The 21,576-nt window shown below is 69.0% G+C and carries 16 protein-coding genes and 3 pseudogenes; 9 read left to right on the top strand and 10 right to left on the bottom strand.

Annotated elements, in window-relative coordinates; genetic code table 11:
• Window positions 1-241: 241 nt before the first annotated feature.
• Together ACHMW8_RS01735 and ACHMW8_RS01730 are read right to left on the bottom strand one after the other, a co-directional pair.
• Entirely contained in the window at window positions 242-577 is a 336-nt protein-coding gene (locus ACHMW8_RS01735) for a hypothetical protein (protein ID WP_395444570.1), read from the bottom strand.
• Window positions 578-1,306: 729 nt separating this feature from the next.
• Entirely contained in the window at window positions 1,307-2,992 is a 1,686-nt protein-coding gene (locus ACHMW8_RS01730; RefSeq protein WP_395444569.1) for a sensor histidine kinase, read from the bottom strand.
• Window positions 2,993-3,217: 225 nt separating this feature from the next.
• Here ACHMW8_RS01730 and pgsA point away from each other — a divergent pair.
• From pgsA to ACHMW8_RS01715, 3 genes and pseudogenes are all read left to right on the top strand, one after another.
• Window positions 3,218-3,836 (top strand): annotated as a pseudogene (gene pgsA / locus ACHMW8_RS01725) (CDP-diacylglycerol--glycerol-3-phosphate 3-phosphatidyltransferase).
• A 196-nt stretch (window positions 3,837-4,032) separates the two neighbouring features.
• Window positions 4,033-4,911: pseudogene (locus ACHMW8_RS01720) on the top strand (SLC13 family permease); the annotation flags it as partial.
• Between the two features lie 238 nt (window positions 4,912-5,149).
• Window positions 5,150-5,650 (top strand): SLC13 family permease, encoded by a 501-nt coding sequence (locus ACHMW8_RS01715; RefSeq protein ID WP_395445864.1) that lies wholly within the window; start codon window positions 5,150-5,152, stop codon window positions 5,648-5,650.
• Between the two features lie 80 nt (window positions 5,651-5,730).
• Here ACHMW8_RS01715 and ACHMW8_RS01710 read toward each other — a convergent pair whose 3' ends face one another.
• Window positions 5,731-5,907 (bottom strand): hypothetical protein, encoded by a 177-nt coding sequence (locus ACHMW8_RS01710; RefSeq protein ID WP_199743367.1) that lies wholly within the window; start codon window positions 5,905-5,907, stop codon window positions 5,731-5,733.
• 367 nt (window positions 5,908-6,274) lie between these two features.
• Here ACHMW8_RS01710 and ACHMW8_RS01705 point away from each other — a divergent pair, with 367 nt between their 5' ends.
• The 3 genes and pseudogenes from ACHMW8_RS01705 to carB all read left to right on the top strand — a co-directional run bounded on the left by ACHMW8_RS01705 (window position 6,275) and on the right by carB (window position 11,546).
• Entirely contained in the window at window positions 6,275-6,484 is a 210-nt protein-coding gene (locus ACHMW8_RS01705; RefSeq protein ID WP_099575950.1) for a cold-shock protein, read from the top strand.
• Window positions 6,485-6,759: 275 nt separating this feature from the next.
• Window positions 6,760-7,958, top strand: a pseudogene (locus ACHMW8_RS01700) (patatin-like phospholipase family protein).
• Window positions 7,959-8,246: 288 nt separating this feature from the next.
• Window positions 8,247-11,546: a carbamoyl-phosphate synthase large subunit gene (carB, locus tag ACHMW8_RS01695; protein ID WP_395444568.1), complete on the top strand. Its 3,300-nt coding sequence runs from the start codon at window positions 8,247-8,249 to the stop codon at window positions 11,544-11,546.
• Window positions 11,547-11,691: 145 nt separating this feature from the next.
• On the opposite strand, the gene ACHMW8_RS01690 is transcribed toward carB, so the two are convergent.
• Both ACHMW8_RS01690 and ACHMW8_RS01685 read right to left on the bottom strand, forming a co-directional pair.
• Entirely contained in the window at window positions 11,692-12,837 is a 1,146-nt protein-coding gene (locus ACHMW8_RS01690; RefSeq protein WP_395444567.1) for an alkaline phosphatase, read from the bottom strand.
• A gap of 111 nt (window positions 12,838-12,948) precedes the next feature.
• Entirely contained in the window at window positions 12,949-13,146 is a 198-nt protein-coding gene (locus ACHMW8_RS01685; protein WP_395444566.1) for a hypothetical protein, read from the bottom strand.
• A gap of 236 nt (window positions 13,147-13,382) precedes the next feature.
• Here ACHMW8_RS01685 and ACHMW8_RS01680 point away from each other — a divergent pair, with 236 nt between their 5' ends.
• From ACHMW8_RS01680 to ACHMW8_RS01670, 3 genes are all read left to right on the top strand, one after another.
• The gene (locus ACHMW8_RS01680) at window positions 13,383-13,520 is read left to right on the top strand and encodes a hypothetical protein (RefSeq protein WP_395444565.1); all 138 of its coding nucleotides are present in this window, start codon (window positions 13,383-13,385) and stop codon (window positions 13,518-13,520) included.
• A 131-nt stretch (window positions 13,521-13,651) separates the two neighbouring features.
• The gene (locus tag ACHMW8_RS01675) at window positions 13,652-15,430 is read left to right on the top strand and encodes a DUF6311 domain-containing protein (protein WP_395444564.1); all 1,779 of its coding nucleotides are present in this window, start codon (window positions 13,652-13,654) and stop codon (window positions 15,428-15,430) included.
• 59 nt (window positions 15,431-15,489) lie between these two features.
• Window positions 15,490-17,430: a hypothetical protein gene (locus ACHMW8_RS01670; protein WP_395444563.1), complete on the top strand. Its 1,941-nt coding sequence runs from the start codon at window positions 15,490-15,492 to the stop codon at window positions 17,428-17,430.
• A 201-nt stretch (window positions 17,431-17,631) separates the two neighbouring features.
• Here ACHMW8_RS01670 and ACHMW8_RS01665 read toward each other — a convergent pair whose 3' ends face one another.
• From ACHMW8_RS01665 to rsgA, 5 genes are all read right to left on the bottom strand, one after another.
• On the bottom strand, window positions 17,632-18,357 hold the full coding sequence (locus ACHMW8_RS01665; RefSeq protein ID WP_395444562.1) for a class I SAM-dependent methyltransferase: 726 nt from the start codon (window positions 18,355-18,357) through the stop codon (window positions 17,632-17,634).
• On the bottom strand, window positions 18,345-18,794 hold the full coding sequence (locus ACHMW8_RS01660) for a GtrA family protein (RefSeq protein WP_125155670.1): 450 nt from the start codon (window positions 18,792-18,794) through the stop codon (window positions 18,345-18,347). Before ACHMW8_RS01660 ends, ACHMW8_RS01665 begins: the two co-directional genes overlap by 13 nt.
• Window positions 18,791-19,834, bottom strand: a complete 1,044-nt coding sequence (locus ACHMW8_RS01655) for a glycosyltransferase family 2 protein (RefSeq protein WP_395444561.1) — start codon at window positions 19,832-19,834, stop codon at window positions 18,791-18,793. The genes ACHMW8_RS01660 and ACHMW8_RS01655 overlap by 4 nt, the downstream gene beginning before the upstream one ends.
• An 86-nt stretch (window positions 19,835-19,920) precedes the next feature.
• Entirely contained in the window at window positions 19,921-20,259 is a 339-nt protein-coding gene (locus ACHMW8_RS01650; protein ID WP_125155672.1) for a hypothetical protein, read from the bottom strand.
• A gap of 99 nt (window positions 20,260-20,358) precedes the next feature.
• Window positions 20,359-21,435: a ribosome small subunit-dependent GTPase A gene (rsgA, locus tag ACHMW8_RS01645; protein ID WP_395444560.1), complete on the bottom strand. Its 1,077-nt coding sequence runs from the start codon at window positions 21,433-21,435 to the stop codon at window positions 20,359-20,361.
• Between the last annotated feature and the right edge of the window lie 141 nt (window positions 21,436-21,576).

The following is a 21,576-nucleotide window of genomic DNA, read 5'->3' as shown; positions in this document are numbered from 1 at the left end:
CATGGGCTCAGCCCTCGCGGCCGCTCAACGGAAGGAATCGGGATTTTCCGGTGGGCGATGAAACCTCTCACCCTCCCACCGCCTCCGGCGGCGGGCCCCTCCCTCTCTCTATGAGAGAGGGGTTTGTTTGGGGGGCGACTTCCACCCCGCCCAGAACTTGGCGACGTCCGCTTAGCGGACCTAGGCCGCCGCGGTGCTCACCGGAGTACCCATCCGGTGGGCACCGCACCCCAGCTGAAAGCTAGTTGAGGATCGCGCCGGTCTTGGCGCTCATTTGTACAAGTCCGGATTTGGCGACTACCGAGCTTTGTTCCTCGGTGAGGGGCGGAAAGGCGATGAACACCAAGCCACCGTCAGCCGGCTTGGTTGTAGGCTGCGGAACTGGAAGTGTCTTAGCCAGCGCGAGCGCCGAGTCCACCTGCTCAGGTCGTACTGCAATGAGCAGGGGCGCTTTGCCGTCCGAGACAGTTTCCCGATCGTGCTCAGGCGTTTGCTGACCGCAAGCTACTAGGGGTAGCGCGAGTATGATCGTGATTGCGCCTATCAGCGCCTTCATCCATGCACGGGCTAACATCACCGCTAGGTCCCTCGTCCTTGTCTTATTCTGATAGCACAAGTTTCGTGGCGACTTCCCGGCCCCTACGCGGCCCACGCTGGCGGCCCCGGCGCCGCGCCGGCGCGGGCGGCCTGACACTCCGCAGGGAATGTCCGAAGTCGGCGGGGATGTTACTTCGTGTGCCGACCCATGGCGGACCTCCGCGAGAGTGGTAGAGATGCAGGCTCATCAACTAGAGTTTGCATCATGCACTTCATCTTGATCGCAGCGGGCGTGACCGCGTCTCTAGCCACCTTTGCAATGGCTGGTACGCTGTTAATGGCGGTTGCTCAGCTTGCTGGCTTCTTAGCGGCCGTTGCGGGGGTAGCTCTCTGGTTGAAGGCGTATGGCCCGCCACCCGCCAATGGCTCGATTGAAGGACTTCTCCGACACGAAGCGCGCCGGCTTGGTAGTCTATCTAGTGGGTTTAGGCTGCCTCGGTGTTGCCTTTTACTTTCTAGCCTACCCGGTCATATTTACCCGACGTGTATCTGACCTCCTGTACTGGCGACAGACAGGAGCGGTCTTCGCTCTGTCAGGCTTGCCAATCTTCACTGCAGGTTGGTTTTTAACGCGGTTCGGCAAACTGCGGTGATGGCACTGGCATGCTTACGTCAGCTAACCACCCCGAACAGACGGCCGGAATGTCCGCTGTTAGGGCGGTCGGTGGAGGCTCCCGGCGCAAGGGCGGACCGGCGGGGCTTTCCGTCCTCAGAAGGTGTTGCTCCATCGCGCCTGCTCGGGCAGGGGCAGGTCGGCTTCGAAGACCAGGCCGTCCGGTCGGAAGTCGAACCGGGCCTGGCCCTTCTGCTCGCGGCGGATGGAGCTTTCGATCAGGCGGGTGCCGAAGCCGGCCGAGGCGGGCGGGGTGACCGGCGGGCCGCCGACGTCGCGCCAGATGAAGACCAGGTTGTCGGTGACCGGGTCGCGCTTCCAGGTCACCTCGACCCGGCCGCCCGGCGCGGACAGGGCGCCGTACTTGGCGCTGTTGGTGGCCAGTTCGTGGAACACCATCGACAGGCCCACGGCCGTGTGCGGGGCCAGGGCCACCTCGGGACCGGACCGGTCGACGCGCTCCACATGCGCGCCCAGGCTGGCCTCGACCAGGGCGGCCATGTCGGCCTCGCGCCAGCCGGTGCGGGTCAGCAGGTCATGGGCGCCCGAGAGCGCGATCAGCCGGTCGGTGAACACCTCGAGCGGCGCGCCCTCGTCCTTGGCGTTCGGCGTCTTGGCGAAGGTCTGGCGGGCCAGGGCCTGAACCGTGGCCAGGGTGTTCTTCACGCGGTGGTTCAGCTCGTTGATCATCACCTCCTGGCGCTCCTCGCGGGTCTTCAGCTCGCGGGAGGCTTGGCGGAGGGCGGCGTGGACGGCGGCGATCTCCTCCAGGCTGTCGGGGTCGGCTGGCGGCAGGGTCTCGCCGCGACCGATGGCGCCGGCGTCCGACACCAGGCGACGGATCTCCTGGTTGATGCGCCGCGAATAGACCAGCGCCAGGGCCACGCCGAGCACCAGCAGCAGAAGGAAGATCCCGGTTCCCACCGCCACGGCCCGGTTGACCGTGCTGGCCAGGTCCTCGCGTGGGATGGCCACCACCAGGGTCCAGCCGGTCTGGGGCGAGCGGGTATAGGCGACCATGGTCGGCACGCCTTCCAGCGAGATGCTCTTGCTGACGCCTTCGGTCGAGTGGCGGAGGTTCTCCTCCATGTCCTTGGAGGCCAGGCGTCCGGTGAACGTCTCGTTCAGCCGCGAGCGGGCGATCACATGGCGTTGGTTGTCCAGCAGGGTGGCCACCCAGCGGTCGGGGACCCGCTGCTGGCGGAACACCGAGGCGAACGAGGCCGCGTCGACCACGTAGGACAGGACGTAGAACCGGCCCTTGACGACAATCGGCGTGCCGACCGTGATCACCGGCTTGCCGGCGACGGGGCCGTCCAGCAGGTCCGAAACCTTGCTCCGCCCGGCCGAGAAGGCGGCGGCCTCCTCGCGGGTGCGCTTGATGCGGGGCAGGGGGCGCCCATAGGGCTTGAGCGTGTTGACCACCTGCTGGCCGTCGGCGTCGGCGATGACGATCCAGCCGGGGCGTCGCTCCATGGCGCGGCGGGCGCGGGCGTGGAAGGCGGCCCAGTCGCCGTTGACCAGGGCCTGGTCGGTGGCCAGGGTCTCGGCCGTCGAGACGCCCACGGCCGCCTGGCGGTCGACGGCGCCGTTCAGGGCCCGGGCGGTGGTGACCAGTTGCTGGTACAGGCGCCCGCGCGATTCGCGGTCGGCGCTGGCCAGCAGAAAGCCCATCGACAGCAGGGCCGGAACCAACAGGCTGACGGTCAGGAGCACGAGCCGGCCGCGCACCGAACTGACGCCGCGCCGCCGTCCAAAGCCTCGCTGGTCCGGGTCTTCCATGCCTGGGCGGCCCCGCCGTGACGAGCGCCTCGCCGCTCTTCGAACTTGTATAGCGAAGCGAGTTCGCGCCCGGCGTCTCAAAAATCAGACGTCTCGGTTAAAGCGCGTTAGGCGCCGGCGGCAGCGGTTTCGCCGCTCGCGATCCCGGGGCCGGAACGCGCCAATGAGGACTCCAAGGAGCGTGGCCGTAGCCCCTTCGGGCTTTTGTGCGTTATGAACAGCGCCATGAAGAACCTGCCCAATATCCTGACCGGCTCGCGCCTCGTGATGGCGCTGTTCATGTTCGTCGCCCTGGCGGCCGCGGCGGGCGCCGTGCCGTATCTGAGCGAGACCCTGACGGCCGAAGCGCAGCTGCGGCTGGAGCGCTGGGCGTTCTACGCCTTCGTGGTGGCCTCGGTGACCGACTTCTTCGACGGCTGGCTGGCGCGGAAACTCGACGCGGTCAGCGTCTGGGGCGCGATCCTCGACCCCATCGGCGACAAGATCCTGGTCTGCGGCGCCCTGCTGGGCCTGATGGCGCTGGGGCCCAACGCCATGGTCGTGCTGCCGGCCGGCCTGATCCTGTTCCGCGAGTTCGCGGTCAGCGCCTTGCGCGAGGTGGGCGCGGGCAAGGGCGTCAAGCTGCCGGTGACCCTGCTGGCCAAGTGGAAGACGACGCTGCAGCCTGGTGGCCATCGGCGCCGAACTGATCCTGGCCAGCTGGGGCGCGTTCGGCCTGTCGCCGGAGCCGAGCGTGATGGGCGGCTTCACGATCATCGCGCACGGCCTGCTGTGGCTGGCGACGCTGGTCACCCTGATCACCGGCGCCCAGTACTGGGAAGCCGCGCGCAAGGCGCTGAACTAGGGTCGGATGCTCCTCCGTATCGCGGGGAGCATCTTTCACCGCTCCGCCCGTTTCCCCGAAGCACAGCTTCGGGGAACTCCACACGTGACACTGCACCAAGGCCTCGCGTTCGGTCTGATCGCGGCCACCATCGCCGCGTTCGTGTGGGGGCGGTGGCGTTACGACCTGATCGCCCTGGGGGGCGCTGGCGGCGGGCATGGCCATGGGCCTGATCCCCGTGAAGGCGGCCTTCGAGGGCTTCGCCAACGACATCGTCATCATCATCGCCAGCGCCCTGGTGCTGAGCGCCGCCGTCGCGCGCTCGGGAATCGTCGACCTGGTCATGGCCCCGCTGCTGCCCAGGCTGAAGGACGAGCGCACCCAGGTTCCCGTGCTGGCCGCGACCACGGCCGTGCTGTCCATGGCCACCAAGAACGTCGGGGCCCTGGCCCTGATGATGCCCAGCGCCCTGCAGATCGCCCGCCGCACCGGCGTGTCGCCCGGTCGCCTGCTGATGCCGATGAGCTTCGGCTCGCTGGTCGGGGGGCTGGCCGTGCTGGTCGGGACCTCGCCCAACATCATCGTCTCGGAGGTGCGCCAGGAGGCCCTGGGTCAGCCGTTCAGGATGTTCGACTTCTTCCCGGTCGGCGGCATCCTGACGGTGATCGCCGTCGCCTATCTGACCTTCGCCTACCGGCTGCTGCCGCGCGACCGCAAGGCGGCCATCGATGTCGACGCGGCCCTGGCGGCCAGCGCCTATGTCACCGAGGTCGAGGTCCCCGAGGGCTGGAGCTTCCAGGCCGGCAGCGTCGGCGCCCTGAAGAGAGCCGCCGAGGGCGCGGTCTCGGTGGTCGCCATCCTGCGCGGACGCAAGCGCATCGAGGCGCCGCACGCCAATCTCAAGATCCATCCCGGCGACGTGCTGTTGCTGGAAGGCGAGCAGCAGGAGCTGAACCAGCTGATCGTCGCGGCCAAGCTGCGCCTGCGCGACGCCGACCGGCCGGTGGCCATGAACGAGCCGACCGAGGAGATCCGCGTGGTCCAGGCGGTGATCGGCCGCGAGAGCGACCTGATCGGCCAGTCGGCGCGCGGCGTCACCCTTTCCGACACCCATGGCGTCAACCTGCTGGGAGTGTCGCGCGGCGGGCGCCGCATGGCCGGCCGCCTGGCGACCATCCGCCTGAAGGCCGGCGACCTCGTGGTGCTGCAGGGCGCCGAGCAGTCGCTGCCGGGCGCGCTGCAGGCCCTGGGCCTATTGCCGCTGGCCGAGCGCGAGGTGCGGCTGGGCGGAGTGCGGCACGCGCTGGCGCCGGGTGGCGATCCTGGCGGTGGCCATGGGGCTGGTGGCGACCGGCGTGGTCCCGGTGGCGGCGGGCTTCTTCGGCGCGGCGGTGCTGGTGGTGGCCGTCGGCGCCCTGCGGATGCGCGAGGCCTACGCGGCCCTGGAGGCTCCGGTGCTGGTGCTGGTCGCGGCCCTGATCCCGGTCAGCGACACGGTGCAGAAGACCGGCGGCGCCGACCTGATCTCGGCCTGGCTGTCGGGGGCCTTCCACGGCCTGCCGCCGATCGCCACCCTGACCGCGATGATGGCCGTGGCCATGGCGGCCACGCCGTTCCTGAACAACGCCGCCACGGTGCTGATCGCCGCCCCGATCGGCATGGGCGTGGCGCAGCGGCTGGGCCTGTCGCCCGATCCGTTCCTGATGGCCGTGGCCGTGGGGGCGGGCTGCGACTTCCTCACGCCCGTCGGCCACCAGTGCAACACCCTGGTGCTGGGCCCGGGCGGCTATCGATTCGGGACTACGCCCGGCTGGGCGCGCCGCTCACCGCGCTGATCCTGCTGATCGCGCCATGGCTGATCGCCTGGATATGGCCGTTCGCGAAGTGAGGCGGAGGGGGAGGGGGCCCCGCTCGGTCACTCCGCGACCGTTCTCCCGCGGGAGAACGTCCATCGCTCCAGCGCCTCGACCATTTCCGGCTCCGGCGCGCCGTCCAGCAGCGACGCCGGTTCCGGCGCGCTCCGCTCTTCGGGCTCGCGCTCGGCCCGCATCATCGACGCCAGCCAGCTGGCGCCCGTCTCCCGCAGAACCATCGTCGTCTCCTCGCGATGATGCTTATGAGAATGAATTGCAATTACGAGTTCTCGCAAGACCGATTTCGCGCGAGCCGCGATCTTCGAGCGGGCGGGCGGGCGCGTCGGTGACGTCCGGCCGGCTGACGAGGCAAAGCTTGAAGCCCAGCGGGGGGCCGAGATTCCCGTTAAGTAGACCGGAAATTCCGGCCTTGATTTCTGAAATAAAATCGCCGACTGTGGGGTATCGAATTCGCTGCCGCTCGGCCTGCTATTCCTTGCTCCCGTGGTGGAGCGCCGGACGCGCCTTCCGAACTTCCAACGAAATTTGATCGTCGATCGGGACGTTTTCGGCCGACGAACACACTTGTCTACAAGGATACTCACCATGGCTACTGGCACCGTGAAGTGGTTCAATTCCACCAAGGGCTTTGGCTTCATTCAGCCGGACAACGGCGGCGCGGACATCTTCGTGCACATCTCGGCCGTCGAACGCGCGGGCCTCGGCTCGCTGAACGAAGGTCAGAAGATCTCGTTCGAGCCGGAAGTCGACCGCCGCAGCGGCAAGACCTCGGCCGGCCAACTGCAAGCGGTCTAATCGACCCGACGCGGTTGGACCCACGGGTTCAAGTCAACAGGCCAGCGCTCGCGCTGGCCTGTTTTCGTTTGGGCCGCCCTCTTTACTCGCCCGCTTTCATTCGGCCGCTCGGCGCGCCGCGCGCGTTCGGCCCGCGCCTCCGTGACCATCATCCGCCACGCGAGATCGTCTCATTTTCTATCAATAATGACTTGCAAGCATCGGCCTGGGGCAGACGGGTCATTCCCCTGGCGGGCCAATTTGGCTAATTATCGCCCCAAATCCGGAGACGCCCCATGCGCGGCCTTCGCGCCCTAGCCGCTCTGACCCTCGTCCTGGTCCTCACGGCCTGCGGCACCCTCCCGCGCGATGCGTTCACGGCTTCCGACCTGGGGTCGGTCGCCCCGAGCGGCCTGGTCGATGTCCGCTTCAGCGCGGTCGATCCGGAGGCCAGCCTGAAGTTCGCCCAGGGCGTTCACGACCGCATCGCGGGGCGCAAGGTCAATGTGCTGGCGATCTCGGGCGGCGGCTCGAACGGCGCCTACGGAGCGGGCGTTCTGGTTGGCTGGTCCGACGCCGGAACCCGGCCGGAGTTCGACATCGTCACCGGGGTTTCGACCGGCGCCCTGACCGCGCCCTTCGCCTTTCTGGGCAAGGACTGGGATCGGCGCCTGACCCAGGCCTACACCAGCGACGCTGTCGACCGCATCCTGCAGAGGCGCGGGCTGGACCTGTTCTTCGCGCCCAGCGTCTTCCGCAACCACGCGCTGCGGCAGCTGGTCGACAAGTATGTCGACTACCCCATGCTCTACGCCGTGGCCCTGGAGAACGCCAAGGGGCGGCGGCTGCTGATCGCCACGACCAATCTCGACACCGAGCAGACGGTGATCTGGGACATGGGCGCCATCGCCGCGCGCGGCGACGCGGCCTCCCTGCAGCTGTTCCGCGACGTACTGGTGGCCTCAGCCAGCATTCCGGGCGTGTTCCGCCCAGCCTGATCGAGGTCCAGGGCGCCAATCGCAAGCTCTCGGAGATGCATGTCGACGGCAGCGTGACCACGCCCTTCTTCATCGCGCCGGAGGCCCTGCTGCTGTCGATCCTGCCCGGGCGCGACAAGGCCGGGCCCGGCGAGGTGCGCGTGATCGTCAACGGTCAGATCGACGGCGGCTTCGGCTTCACCAAGGGCGACGCCCTGTCGATCCTGGGGCGCTCGTGGATCGCCATGAACAAGGCCCAGATGCGCACCAATCTGACCGCCAACGCCGCGTTCACGCGCCGCAACGGCGGGGTCTTCCAGTACACGGCCATCCCGGACGACGCGCAGGGCGACTTCTCGGGCCTGGACTTCTCGTCCAAGAGCCTGCGGTCGCTGTTCACCCTGGGCTACAAGATGGGCAAGACGGGAGCCGCCTGGGTCGCGCCCACCGATCCTTCGGCGGAGGCGAAGGCGGCGGCCGCGGCGTCGAAGGACGCCTCGGCGGCGGCGAACCCCTAGAGCCTTCATGTTCGCCGCATCGCCGCCGAAAAGGCGGTCCATGCGCTCAGAACCGCGCCGACCGTCGCCGCGCTACGACGCGGACCGTGACAGCCTTCCGCGCCAGTTCTTCGACCTGAAGAGCTGCGACGCTCGCTGAACTTCGTTCGGCAAGCCTGGCGTTAACCGCCTCGTGAGACGCGGGGGTTGCGCCGGGCCGACTCCGTCTCTAAACGGGCGGCTTAACCTGCAAGATGGTCGACAGCGGGCGCGCGGATGTGCGCGACCGTGTCTTTGCGCGAGTTAGCCATGCCCAAGAGAACCGACCTTTCCTCGATCCTGATCATCGGCGCCGGCCCGATCGTCATCGGTCAGGCGTGCGAGTTCGACTATTCGGGCGTGCAAGCCTGCAAGGCCCTGCGCGCCGAGGGCTACCGGATCATCCTGGTCAATTCGAACCCGGCCACGATCATGACCGATCCGGACGTGGCGGACGCGACCTATATCGAGCCGATCACGCCTGAGATGGTCGCCAAGATCATCGAGAAGGAGCGTCCCGACGCCCTGCTGCCGACCATGGGCGGCCAGACCGCGCTGAACACGGCCCTGGCCCTGGAAGCCGACGGCACGCTCGCCAAGTTCGGCGTCGAGATGATCGGCGCCAAGGCCGAGGTCATCGACAAGGCCGAGGACCGCCAGAAGTTCCGCGACGCCATGGACAAGCTGGGTCTCGAAAGCCCCAAGTCCAAGGCCGCCCACAACATGGACGAGGCCCGCGAAGGCCTGGAGTTCGTCGGCCTGCCGGCGATCATCCGTCCGTCGTTCACCCTGGCCGGCACCGGCGGCGGCATCGCCTACAATGTCGAGGAGTTCGAGGAGATCGTCGCGCGCGGTCTGGACCTCTCGCCGACCACCGAGGTGCTGATCGAGGAAAGCGTCCTCGGCTGGAAGGAATACGAGATGGAAGTGGTCCGCGACACGGCGGACAACTGCATCATCGTCTGCTCGATCGAGAACATCGACCCGATGGGCGTCCATACCGGCGACTCGATCACCGTCGCCCCGGCCCTGACCCTGACGGACAAGGAATACCAGTGGATGCGCGCGGCCTCGATCGCCGTGCTGCGCGAGATCGGCGTCGAGACCGGCGGCTCGAACGTCCAGTTCGCCCTGAACCCGAAGGACGGCCGCATGGTCGTCATCGAGATGAACCCGCGCGTGTCGCGCTCGTCCGCCCTGGCCTCGAAGGCCACTGGCTTCCCGATCGCCAAGGTCGCCGCCCGCCTGGCCGTCGGCTACACCCTGGATGAGCTGAAGAACGACATCACCGGCGGCGCGACCCCGGCCTCGTTCGAGCCCAGCATCGACTATGTCGTCACCAAGATCCCGCGCTTCGCCTTCGAGAAGTATCCGGGTTCGGAACCGCTGCTGACCACGGCCATGAAGTCGGTCGGCGAGGTGATGGCCATCGGCCGCACCTTCAAGGAAAGCGTCCAGAAGGCCCTGCGCGGCCTGGAGACCGGCCTGTCGGGCTTCGACGAGGTGGAGATCCACGGCGCCGACGATCCCGACACCGGCAAGGCCGCGGTGATCCGCGCCCTGGGCACGCCGACGCCCGACCGCCTGCGCGTCATCGCCCAGGCCTTCCGCCACGGCCTGACCGTGGAAGAGGTCAACGCCGCCTGTTCCTACGAGCCCTGGTTCCTGCGCCAGATCGCCGAGCTGATCCGCCAGGAAGGCTGGGTCCGCGCCGGCGGCCTGCCCAAGGACGCCGCGGGCTTCCGCGCTTTGAAGGCCCAAGGCTTCTCCGACGCGCGCCTGGCCAAGCTGACAGGCTCGACCGAAGGCGCCGTGCGCGCCCTGCGTCAGGAACTGTCGGTCCGCCCGGTCTTCAAGCGCATCGACAGCTGCGCCGGCGAGTTCCTGGCCTCGACGCCCTACATGTACTCGACCTACGAGACCGGCGCCCTGGGCCAGGTCCCCGAGTGCGAGAGCGAGCCGTCTGACCGCAAGAAGGCGGTGATCCTGGGCGGTGGTCCCAACCGGATCGGCCAGGGCATCGAGTTCGACTACTGCTGCTGCCACGCGGCCTTCGCGCTCGACGCCATCGGCATTGAGTCGATCATGGTCAACTGCAACCCCGAGACCGTTTCGACCGACTACGACACCTCCGACCGCCTGTACTTCGAGCCGCTGACGGCCGAGGACGTGCTGGAGCTGCTGCATGTCGAGATGAGCAAGGGCGCGCTGGCCGGCGTCATCGTCCAGTTCGGCGGCCAGACCCCGCTGAAGCTGGCCCACGCCCTGGAAGAAGCCGGCGTGCCGATCCTGGGCACCAGCCCCGACGCCATCGACCTGGCCGAGGACCGCGAGCGCTTCCAGCAACTGCTGAACGGCCTCGACATCGCCCAGCCCGAGAACGCCATCGCCCGCACCTGGGACGAGGCCCGGGCCGAAGGCGACAAGATCGGCTTCCCGTTCGTGATGCGTCCGTCCTACGTGCTGGGCGGCCGGGGCATGGAGATCATCCGCGACCACGAGCACCTGGAACGCTACATCGCCAACACCGGCGAGATCTCGTTCGAGCACCCGATCCTGCTGGACCACTATCTGAGCCGCGCCACCGAGGTGGACGTCGACGCCCTGTGCGACGGCAAGGACGTGTTCGTGGCCGGCGTGCTGGAGCATATCGAGGAAGCCGGCGTCCACTCGGGCGACTCGGCCTGCTCGATGCCGCCCTTCTCGCTGAAGGCCGAGACAGTCGAGGAGCTGAAGCGCCAGACGGTGAAGATGGCCCTGGCTCTGAACGTCCGCGGCCTGATGAACGTGCAGTTCGCCATCGAGGAGCCGCACGGCGAGAACCCGCGCATCTATGTGCTGGAAGTGAACCCGCGCGCCTCGCGCACGGTGCCGTTCGTGGCCAAGACCATCGGCCAGCCGGTCGCCGCCATCGCCGCCAAGATCATGGCCGGCGAGACCCTGACCAGCTTCGGCCTCAAGGACGTCCCCTACGATCACATCGCGGTCAAGGAAGCGGTCTTCCCGTTCGCCCGCTTCGCCGGCGTCGACACGGTGCTGGGCCCGGAAATGCGCTCGACCGGCGAGGTCATGGGCCTGGACTGGAAGCGTGAGGGTGAGGCCGACATGGCTCCCGCCTTCGCCCGCGCCTTCGCCAAGAGCCAGCTGGGCGGCGGCGTGAAGCTGCCCCGCAAGGGCGTGGCCTTCGTCTCGGTCAAGGAGAGCGACAAGCCCTGGATCGTCGAGCCGGTGAAACTGCTGCAGGCGGCCGGCTTCACGGTGCTGTCGACCGAGGGCACGCGCGCCTATCTGGCCGAGCAGGGCGTCCAGGTCGACTATGTGAAGAAGGTCCTGGAGGGCCGTCCGCACATCGTCGACGTGATGAAGAACGGCGGCGTCCAGCTGGTGTTCAACACCACCGAGGGCAAGCAGGCGCTGGAGGACAGCTTCGAGATCCGCCGCACCGCCCTGATGATGAAGGTGCCGTACTACACGACCTCGGCCGGGGCCCTGGCGGCGGCGCAAGCCATCGCGGTGGCGCCCGAAGAGGTCCTGGACGTGCGCCCGCTGCAGAGCTACGCGGCGGAGTAGGGGCTTAGCTGAAGATGCTCCCCCGCGATGCGGGGGAGCTGTCGGCGGAGCCGACTGAGGGGGCGAGTGCTGCCCAGGCCGAGCTGGCCCCCTCCGGCCCTCTGGGCCACCTCCCCCGCAGCGCGGGGGAGGATCTATGCGGAAGCTACTTCCCGTCCTTCTTCCAGCCCCAGGCGTCCATCATCACGTCGAACAGGTGGGTGTTGGGGAAGTAGCCCCGCACCCGCTCGGACCCGGGGCCGACAGCCAGGGCGGCGACTTCCTCGCCCGTGTGGCTCCGGTTGACCATGACGTTCTTGAGGCGGATGACGTCCTCCTCCTCGGCGCCCGGCGTCTGGGTCGCCTTCCAGGCCTCGTAGCCTTCCAGCAGCGGCTCGCCGCGCCGGCCGCCGTCCACCTGCAGGCCGAAGGAATGGTCGGCGGTGAACACCAGCAGGGTGTCCTTCAGGTCGACGCGCGTCTCGACCTCGGCGATCAGCTTGTCGAAGTCGACGATGTGCTGAAGGCCCTCGCGCGGGTCGTCGGTATGGGCGTCCCATTCGACCACCAGCAGATAGCCTTTGGGCGAGCCCTTCAGCAGGTCCAGCGCCCGCAGGGTCGCCGCGCGGGTGTCGATCTGGTCGGCCACGACCACGGGCCTGGCGTTGGCGGACGGGGCGTCCTCCAGCCGGGCGTAGATCGGACGCTCATGCGCCTTGGCGATCTGGTCGAAGCCGGTTCCCGACGCGGCCAGCTGCTTTCCGATCTTGGCGCGGCCGGTCCCGAACAGCACGTCGACGCCGTCGCCGTAGCGCGGGGCGAAGGCCTGCTGGAAGATCTCGCCCCACTTCCCGCGATCGTTCGAATGGGCGTAGGTCGCCGCCGGCGTGGCGTCGGCGACCGGCTGGGAGGTGACCACGCCTGTGCGCAGACCATGCTCCTCGGCGTATTCCAGCAGGGTCTTTGTCGGCTCGCCGTCAGTCTTGCCGCGCACGGCGGCGGGCGACTGGCTGATCACGCCGTTGCGGGTCTTCACGCCGGTCATGATCGCCGACATGCCGTTGGCCGAGTCCGACACGAACTGGTCGACCGGGGTGGTGTCGCTGAGGCCGAGGTTGGGCCAGTGCTGGACGCGCAGCTTCAGGGGCTCGCCGTAGCCGAGCAGGCTGGCGGCGCTCACCGACGAGACGCCGCCCGCGTCCGCCAGGAACAGGATGACGTTCTTGGCCTTCGGCGGGGGGGCGGGCTGCGCCAGGGCGGGCGATCCGATCGCCAGCGACAACGAGGCGGCGGCCAAAAGACCTTTGAGCATGGACGTCTCCCAGGGAAGCAAGGTTCGATGGAGACGGCTTCTAGCGGCTGCGGGGCGCGATCGGTGTGACATGACCATGACAGCCGAAGTCTGGCGCCCGAGACCGTCGACCTATTGCCGCGCGCCGTTCCGCACGGTGTAGCAATGCCGCCGCCCGGCCTCGCTGCCGCAGAAGCCCGGCTCCAGGGTCCCGGCGTGCAGGGCCACATACTGGTCGCGGCGGCACTCGAACCACGCCTTCTGGAAGGCGACGTGGTCGACGTCCTGGTGGAACACCGGCCGCTGGTCGACCGTGTAGAACCGCACCATGCTGGAGAGGCCGCCGAAGCTGCCGCGGCCGTTGACCAGGCCGCAGATCCGGCCCGTCCGGGGTGGCCCACACCGCGCCCAGCTCCAGCGGCAGGGTCTGGTCGAGGCGGCTGTCGAGATTGGCCCGCACGATCCGCCACTCGGTCTGGGCGCGGGGACGATAGCGGGCCAGCTGTTCGGGGCTGGGCCGGGGCAGGAAGGCGTTGTCGCGCTCGAACGAAGCCAGGTCGAAGCCGGTGAACAGCAAGGCCCCCAGCATCCCGATCACGGCCACGCCCGAGAAGATCAGCGGCGTCCACCGCCGCCGCGTGGTCCGCGTCCCGAAATCCCGCACCGTCATGGCCTGCCTCCCATCCGTCCCTGGCGAGGTTTGACGACGAATTTGAGAATTACAAGTCTAAACTATTTACAAGTGTAATTGTTCCGGCGACGTCCCGGCCATCGGCGGGGCTGCGCGGGGCGAAGCTTCGATGTTAAGCAGGGCCTCGAGTTCTCGGGGGAGCGCATGGTTTCGTTCAAGGTCGATCCCAAAAGCGATGGGAGTCGGATCCTGTTCGCCCTGGCGGCGACGCTGATCCCGGTCGTGCTGTGCGGCTTCATGTTCGGCTTCGACATCGCCTCGGCCAAGGCGGTGTTCTGGACCCGGCCCAAGGGCGACATGGCCGTGATGAACGCGGGCTACGAGGCCTTTCTGCGCCAGCCCTGGCATTGGCCGCTGACCGCAGTGAGCGGCCTGGGCGACAAGCCGATCTCGATCGTCTTCACCGACAGCATCCCCTGGCTGTCCCTGGTGTTGAAGGCGACCGGCCTGTCGCACGTGTTCAACCCGATCGGCCTGTTCCTGCTGCTGTCCTATCCGCTGCAGGCCTGGAGCATGATCGGCCTGCTGCGGGCCCTGGGCGTCACCGACCGCTGGACGCTGCTGCTGGGCGGACTGATGGCGCTGATGGTTCCGGCCTGGATCGCCCGACAGTTCGGCCATATCGCCCTGTCGGGACACTGGATCCTGCTGCTGGCCCTGACCCTGTCGGTGCGCTCGGCGCGCGAGGGGCTGACCTGGCGGCGGATCGCGGGCTTCGCGGCGCTGCTGGCCCTGGTGGTCGGGGTCCACGCCTATCACCTGCCGCCGGTGGGCGCGGTGTTCGGCGCGGCCCTGCTGGCCGAGCTGCTGCAGCGCCGGGCCGGCGCCTGGGGCCGGGTGGCCGGAGCCGTGGTCCTGGCCGGCGCGGCGGTCGCCGTCTCGGTCTGGCTGCTGGACTACCGGGACGGCCGGGGCTGGACGGGGGCGGCGACGGCGCTGGGCCTCTATTCGATGAACCTGGTCGGGCCGTTCTGGCCGCAGGCCTCGACCCTGGCCGGCCAGGCCTGGAACGGCTCGTGGTACGAGGGCGTGATGGACGCCACCGGCGGCCAGAGCTTCGAGGGCTTCCAGTATCTGGGCGCGGGCGCTCTGCTGCTGGTCCTGGCCATGGCCGGCTTCCACGCCACCCTGGCCGTGCGACAGGGCGGCGTCTCCAAGGCCTTCTGGGTGCGCTGGGCGCCGATGACCCTGGCCATGCTCGGCCTGACGGTCTGGGCGGTGGGCTGGTCGGCCTACGCCTTCAAGACCCACGTCTATGATCTGCCGCGCCCCAAGGGCGAGATCGCCGAGGTGATCGGCGGCTTCCGCGCCTACGGGCGGTTCTTCTGGGCGGTCGGCTATCTGCTGCTGGCGCTGGGCGTCGCCTGGGCCAGCCGCCTGCCGCGCCGGACGGGGATGGCGGTGCTGGCCGCCGCCCTGGCCGTGCAGGCCGTCGACACCAGCCATCTGCGCCACGGCGTGCGCGAGACCTTCGCCTCGCTGGACCCGCTGAGCTATCCGGTCGCCCTGGTGTCCAGCCCGAAAACGGCCAACCGGCCCTGGGTCTTCGTTCCGACCTACTACTGCTCGGCCAACTGGCGCGACCTGAGGGTCATGCGGCAGATGTTCCAGGCCATCGGCCGCGTGGGCGGCACGGGCAACACCTTCCCCACCGCGCGCGACAGCGACCCGCCCTGCATCGTCACCCGGCCGGAGACCTTCGTCGACGCCGCGCCCGGCGACCGGCGCATCACCGTGGTGGTGGCCGACGGGGTGGCGCGCGGCGGCGTGCTGGCGCCCATCGCCAAGCGGACGGACTGCCACCGCTTCGGTCCTGGCGTGGCCTGCGGCCGCGACCTGGCGGGAAATCCCGGGCCTGACGCCCGTGAAGCCCGGCGAGCTGGCGGCGCCCTGAGGCCTTCGCCCCCAAAGCTTTCACCCTAGCGTTTTGCTGCTAGAAAACCTCGCGCGTGGGGCGCGCGAGAATCGAGTTGAGGGATCCAGTGGCGAACAACACCAAGTGGATGTGGGGCGTCGGCGCGGCGGTCTGGTGCGTGCTGCTGGCCGGCCTGCTGTCGACCGACCGCCTGCTGTCGCTGTCGGTGGACAGCTCCTACCACCTGCAGGTCATGGAGGTCGTGCGCCACGCCTTCCTGATCCCGCAGAAGGGTCATGAATTCATGGCCGAGATGTTCATCTACCCCAAGCTCAGCCACCGGTTCGCGGCCCTGTTCGCCACCCTGGGCTGGTCCGAGCTGAACGCCCTGCTGATGGCCGGGGTGCTGTCGGCGGCGGTGGTCTGGCTGGTGCTGTTCGACCAGGCGCGGCGAGTGTCGCTGACCTATCTGGTCGCCAGCCTCGGCTTCATGCTCGTCAACATCTTCGCCGTGCGCGGGGCGTTCGGGGCCGAGCTGGTCAACAACTTCTTCTTCCCGCAGATCGTCGGCGAGGCCGTGGCCATGCTGTGCCTGGTCGGCGGCGCGGCGCTGCTGCCCCGCTCGCGTCCGCTCTACGTGGTCTACGCCACCGCCGCGGTGCTGTTCTGCGGCTGCTTCCACCTGGTGCCGACCCTGAAACTGGCCGGCGCCCTGATGGCCATGCTGGGCCTGGCCTGGCTGCGCGACCTGATCCACGCCCGCCGCTTCGACTGGGTCGGGCTGGTGGGCCTTGTCGCCATCGCCGGCGGCGTCGTCGGCAGCCCCTATTTCTGGCGGATGCGCTGGATGGCGGCCAACAACGGCAGCCTGCACCTGGCCACCGCCATGCCGCTGAACGGCCTGGCCGCCGCCGCCATCGTGCTGGCCCTGCTGTCGGCCTGGGTGCTGCTGGTCGAGCTGCGCCGCGACCCCGGCGCGGTCGAGGCCGACGCCGGCCCGACCGCCGCCGCCGTGTTGCTGGCCTGCCTGGGCGCGGCCGCGGCCCTGGCCATGCTGGCCCAGTACGGCATGTACGTGTTCAAGGGCGACGGCTCGGAATACGCCGTCCTCAAGCACAGCTTCGGGGTCTTCACCCTGTTGGCTTTCGTGACGCCGCTCTGGTTCCTGACCGTGCTGGGCGTGCGCGCGGTCCCGGCCGAGGCCCCCGCCGAAGACAATAGACCCGCCTGGGTTTCCGCGCTCGGCCCGGCTCCGGCCTTCGCCGCCCAGCTGGTGGTGATGCTGTGCCTGTTCCTGCGGCCCAGCGCCCTGGACGTTCCCCGGCTGAACGCCATCCTCCACGACGTGCGCGAGGTGCGCCTGACGCGCGGCCTGGAGGGCGAGAAGGTGATGTTCTCGGCGTCCGACGTGAAGCCGGTGACCACCTACATGGCCACCATCGCCATGCTGCGCTCGCCCCACGGCGGCAATGTGCTGAGCCTGCTGGCCGACGGCCGACCGGACCGTCCGGGCGACGTCGACTATATCGTGACCCTGCCGGGCGACGCCTATGACAAGCCCGGCTGCCGCTCGGGCAAGCCCGTCGGCCTGGTCGTGGTGATGATCGGTCCGTGCATCGAGCCGCGGTCGCTGCTGTTCAAGGCGGGCGGCTCGGGCGTGCCCTATCTGCGCGAGGGCTGGGGCCTGCCGGAGGGCGGCGGCGTCTGGTCCGGCGGCAAGCGCGCGGTCGTCGAACTGCCGATCTCGCCGGCTCAGCGGACGCTCTCCAGCGCCTCGGTGCAGGTCGCGGCCTTCGGCTTCCTGCCGCCGCAGTCGCCGTCGCGCACGGTCACCGTCTCGGTCCCGGGCGGTCAGCCGGAGACCTTCACCTTCGGCCTGCACACGGCGCTGCGCCACGACTACCTGCTGGCCCTGCCGCCGGAAGCCCTGAAGGGCGAGACCGTGAAGGTGACCTTCGACATCCACGATCCGAAGACCCCGCGCGAGCTGGGCGCGGGCCCCGACGACCGCCAACTGGGCGTGGGCCTGGAGGCGATGCGGATCATCCCGACGCCGGTCATGCGGTAGGGGAGCGCCGAGACGGACAGTGGTTGGCGGTCGTGATCCGAATGTCCGCCGGCCGGCCGGAAGCCCATGGCGTGCTTCGACCCTGAGCGGACTTTAGAACCCCTCTCTCTATGAGAGAGGGGTTTGTTTGGGGGGCGACTCCCACCCCTTACAGACGATCACAATGTCCGCTTCCAGCAGGCGGCCGACCCGCCGATTTCGCTAAGCCTTTCGCGCGATCACTGCGATCGACAGGCCGAACGGCAGGCCGCCGCCGACGGCCAGGGGGGCCTCCAGCGAGAACACGCCGGCCAGGGCCTTGTTCAGCCAGGACGGCGGCATGGCGTCGTCGGCGCTGTCGTCCTTCAGCAGCTTCTTGGCGGTGCGCTGCACGGCGGCAAGCGGGAACAGCAGGGTGTTGAAATAGGTCGCGGTCTCGACCTTCAGGCCCGCCTCTTCGAACAGGGCGCGGTAGCGCGGCAGCAGGTAGCGGCGCTTGTGGTGGTGCAGCACGTCGTGGTGGCTCCACATCCACTGATAGGCCGGCACCGTGGTCAGGATCGCGCCGCCGGGCTTGACCAGCCTGGCCAGGGCCTTCACCGAGCCGGCGTCGTCGTCGACATGCTCGACCACGTCGAAAGCGCAGACCAGGTCGAAGGTCTCGGGCGCGTAGGGCAGGCCGTCAGGCAGCAGGCCGGTGTCGATCGCCAGGCCCAGACGCTCGGAGGCGTAGGCGCGTGACTCGTCGTCCGGCTCCAGGGCCTTCACGTCGCCGAACTCGCGCAGCAGCGGGACATTGCCGCCCGCGCCGCAGCCGACCTCCAGGATCCGGGCGCCGGCCGGCGGGGCCAGGCGCTGGAGCAGGCCGCGCAGGATCTTGCGGCGGCCGACGAACCACCAGTGGTCGGTCTCCAGCTCGCGGATGCGGTCGTAGATCAGGCGGTCCATGCGGGGTCCCGGTCGGCGGTGGGTTGGTGGGCGAAGACCCAGAAATGGCTCAGCAGGAAGAGCGCGGCGGTATAGCTTGCCACGGCCGCGCCCTGGGCGGCGACATCGAACAGGGCGCCGTGCGGCAATACCATCCGGGCCAGGGTCAGCACGCCCTGGTTCAGAGCGAAGGCCGCGGCCACGGCCACGCCGTAGCGCAGCGGCGCCGAGCGCGCGGCGCGGCGGGCCTTGAACACGAACAGCTTGCTCAGGGCGAAGCTGACGCAGACCCCGACCGCATAGCCGACGGCGTTGGCGATGTGGGGGTCGACGTGCAGCCCGACATCGAGGGCCAGGATGATGGTCAGGCCGACGAGGGTGTTGGCCACGCCCGCTACGCCATAGCGCAGGGCCGAGACCAGGAACTCGCGTCGGGCCGGGGTCAGCAGGGCGCTCACGCGTCCGGACCTTGCGCGCGATCGAAGCCGTAGCGGTCCATGATCACGTACAGCGGCCGACCCTTCACTTCCTGATAGATGCGCGCGACGTACTCGCCCAGCGAGCCTATGGCCAGCATCTGGATGGCGAAGCCGGACAGGATCACCACCATCAGCGACGGATAGCCGGGGACCTTGTTGCCTTCCAGCAGGGTGCGCAGCACCAGGAACACGGCCGCCGAGGCCGCCAGCAGGCCGGCGATCAGGCCGACATAGCTCCAGATCCGGATCGGGGCGGTGCTGAACGAGGTGATGCCGTCGAGCGCGAAGTTCCAGAGCTTCCAGTAGCGGAACGAGCTGGTCCCGGCCGCGCGCTCCGGGCGGGCGTAGGGGATCGGCGTCTGCTTGAAGCCGACCCAGGCGAACAGGCCCTTCATGAAGCGGTTGCGCTCGGGCAGCTGGCGCAGCACCTCGACCACGCGCCGATCCATCAGCCGGTAGTCGCCGGCGTTGTAGGGCAGGTCGACATCCGACATCCGGTTGAAGGCCTTGTAGAAGCCCTGGGCCGTCAGGCGCTTGACGAAGGTGTCGCTGCTGCGGTCGACCCGCACGCCATAGGCCACGTCGGCCCCGCCTTCCCACGCCTCGATGAACTGGCCGATCAGCTCCGGCGGATCCTGCAGATCGCAGTCGATCGGCACCACCATGTCGCCGGTCACCGCGTCCAGGCCGGCCGACAGGGCGACCTCCTTGCCGAAGTTGCGGGCCAGGTTGATGACCTTGATGCGCGGGTCGCGCTGATGGTGCTTCAGCAGCACCGCCAAAGTGTGGTCGCGGCTGCCGTCATTGACGCAGACGATCTCGTAGTCGACGCCCAGCCTGGCCAGCTCGGCGTCGATGCGGTCGAAGAACAGGTCCAGGACCTCCTGCTCGTTATAGCAGGGGGCGACGATCGACAGTGTCTTGCCGACGCGCGAGCGCGTGGCGACGGGAGCGGGCTGAAGCGCGGCTTGGGGCGCGACAGGGGGCGCGGCGATGACGGACGCGGACGACTGAACCATGAGGAAGGGTTTAGCGAGGTTACGCGCGGAGGGGGAGGGGAAAGCGCCGCCGGCCCGCGCCTGAAAGCGGGCCGGCGGGCTCAAGGTCAGGAGGCTTCGGCTTCCGCCTCGGTCTCGTCGGTCCCGTCGCGGAACTCGTCCGCCGGCAGGAAGGCGATGCCTTCCTCGTCCAGCACCCACGCGCCCAGGAACGCGGCGTGGCTGGGATCGACCTCTTCGTCGATCAGGTCGCCTTCATAGAGGCCGACATGGCTGTAGTCGAAGTCCAGCGACAGCTGGTTGGCCATGCTGAGCATCTCGTCGGCCATGCGGCGCGAATAGCCCAGGGCTTCGCTGTCGCTGCCGAACTCATCGGCCAGCGAGCTGACCTCCGCCGCATCGCTGCCTTGGGTCGCACTGGTCGTGACGATGGTGAAAGCGGGCATGGCAAGGGTCTCTCTTCGGTCTGGAGCTCCACCCCTAACCCGTTCGGCCGGGGGAAGGGTCCAAATTCTCAGAGAACGGCGTGCGGCGGCGCGGCGCGATCAGCGATCGGCGCCGCCGCGAACGTCCTTCTTGGTGGCGCGATAGACCTTCTGCAGCCCGCCCTGGCGTCGCCGCTCGGCGTCCCGCGCCAGGCGCTCGGCCTTCTGCTCCATGGCGGCCAGCTCCAGCCCCAGCTTCTGGAAGTGCGCCCAACGGTCGGGATCCAGCGTCCCATCGTCCAGGGCCGCGCGCACGGCGCAGCCGGGTTCGTTGGCGTGGGCGCAGTCGCTGAACTTGCAGGTCCCCGTCAGCTGCTCGATGTCGTCGAACACCACGCTGACGCCGTCCTCGGCGTCGACCAGGCCGATCTCGCGCACCCCGGGGGTGTCGACGATCAGCCCGCCGCCGGGCAGCAGGACCAGTTCGCGGTGGCTGGTGGTGTGGCGGCCCTTGTCGTCGCCTTCGCGGACGGATGCGGTCGCCATGCGCTGCTCGCCCAGCAGCACATTGACCAGGGTGGACTTGCCGACACCGGACGAGCCGATCAGCACGCAGGTCTCGCCCGGCGCCAGATGGCCCAGCAGGGCGTCCAGGCCGACCCCCTGCCGCGCCGAGATGCTGACCACCGGGCAGCCGGCGGCCAGGGCCTCGATCTCTGCGGTCTGCGGGCCCGTGTCGGCGCACAGGTCCGACTTGGTCAGCACGACCACCGGCCGCGCGCCGCTCTGCCAGGCCGCGGCCAGGTAGCGCTCGATCCGGCGCGGATTGAGGTCGCCGTTCATCGAGGTGACGATGAAGGCCAGGTCGACATTGGCGGCGATGACCTGCGGCGTCTGCAGGCTGTCGGCGGCCCGGCGGATGAAGGCGGTGCGGCGCGGCAGCAGGGCGTGGATGGTGGCGGTGCGCTCGGCGGCGTTGACCGACATCGCCACCCAGTCGCCGACGGCGGGATGGCCGATCTCGCGGGCCTCGTGGCGCAGGCGGCCGGACAGCTTGGCGCGCAGCTCGCCCCGGTCGGCGGTCACCAGATAGCCGTCGCGCCGCTGGACGACGACGCGCCCGGGAACGTAGCCGGCGCGGGCGTGCGGCTTGAAGTCCCGCGCCAGCGCGTCGGACCATCCGTATTGCGTGATCAAGTCGAGGCTTTCAAACGCCAGGGCTCCTTGGGGCGGTTCTGGGAGTGCGGGTTCGGAAAAGCCCATTCTAGGGCCGCCGACCGCCGACGGCCAGCCATCCGCTTCACCCGCCCCGGAGTAGCGAGGCGCCGCGAAAACCGG

The sequence above is a fragment of the Caulobacter sp. UC70_42 genome, assembly GCF_044056025.1.
Taxonomy (GTDB): domain Bacteria; phylum Pseudomonadota; class Alphaproteobacteria; order Caulobacterales; family Caulobacteraceae; genus Caulobacter.
The sequence above is the reverse complement of the archived record's forward strand: the minus strand, read 5'-3'. Positions and strand labels throughout refer to the sequence as shown.

Bases quoted from the DNA above. Each gene is read 5' to 3' on its own strand.
- ACHMW8_RS01655 (WP_395444561.1), bottom strand. From the start codon at position 19,834: ATGGTTCAGTCGTCCGCGTCCGTCATCGCCGCGCCCCCTGTCGCGCCC.
- ACHMW8_RS01685 (WP_395444566.1), bottom strand. From the start codon at position 13,146: ATGGTGCGGTTCTACACGGTCGACCAGCGGCCGGTGTTCCACCAGGAC.
- ACHMW8_RS01675 (WP_395444564.1), top strand. From the start codon at position 13,652: ATGGTTTCGTTCAAGGTCGATCCCAAAAGCGATGGGAGTCGGATCCTG.
- ACHMW8_RS01665 (WP_395444562.1), bottom strand. From the start codon at position 18,357: ATGGACCGCCTGATCTACGACCGCATCCGCGAGCTGGAGACCGACCAC.
- ACHMW8_RS01650 (WP_125155672.1), bottom strand. From the start codon at position 20,259: ATGCCCGCTTTCACCATCGTCACGACCAGTGCGACCCAAGGCAGCGAT.
- ACHMW8_RS01730 (WP_395444569.1), bottom strand. From the start codon at position 2,992: ATGGAAGACCCGGACCAGCGAGGCTTTGGACGGCGGCGCGGCGTCAGT.
- ACHMW8_RS01705 (WP_099575950.1), top strand. From the start codon at position 6,275: ATGGCTACTGGCACCGTGAAGTGGTTCAATTCCACCAAGGGCTTTGGC.
- ACHMW8_RS01710 (WP_199743367.1), bottom strand. From the start codon at position 5,907: ATGGTTCTGCGGGAGACGGGCGCCAGCTGGCTGGCGTCGATGATGCGG.
- ACHMW8_RS01690 (WP_395444567.1), bottom strand. From the start codon at position 12,837: ATGCTCAAAGGTCTTTTGGCCGCCGCCTCGTTGTCGCTGGCGATCGGA.
- ACHMW8_RS01715 (WP_395445864.1), top strand. From the start codon at position 5,150: ATGGGGCTGGTGGCGACCGGCGTGGTCCCGGTGGCGGCGGGCTTCTTC.
- carB (WP_395444568.1), top strand. From the start codon at position 8,247: ATGCCCAAGAGAACCGACCTTTCCTCGATCCTGATCATCGGCGCCGGC.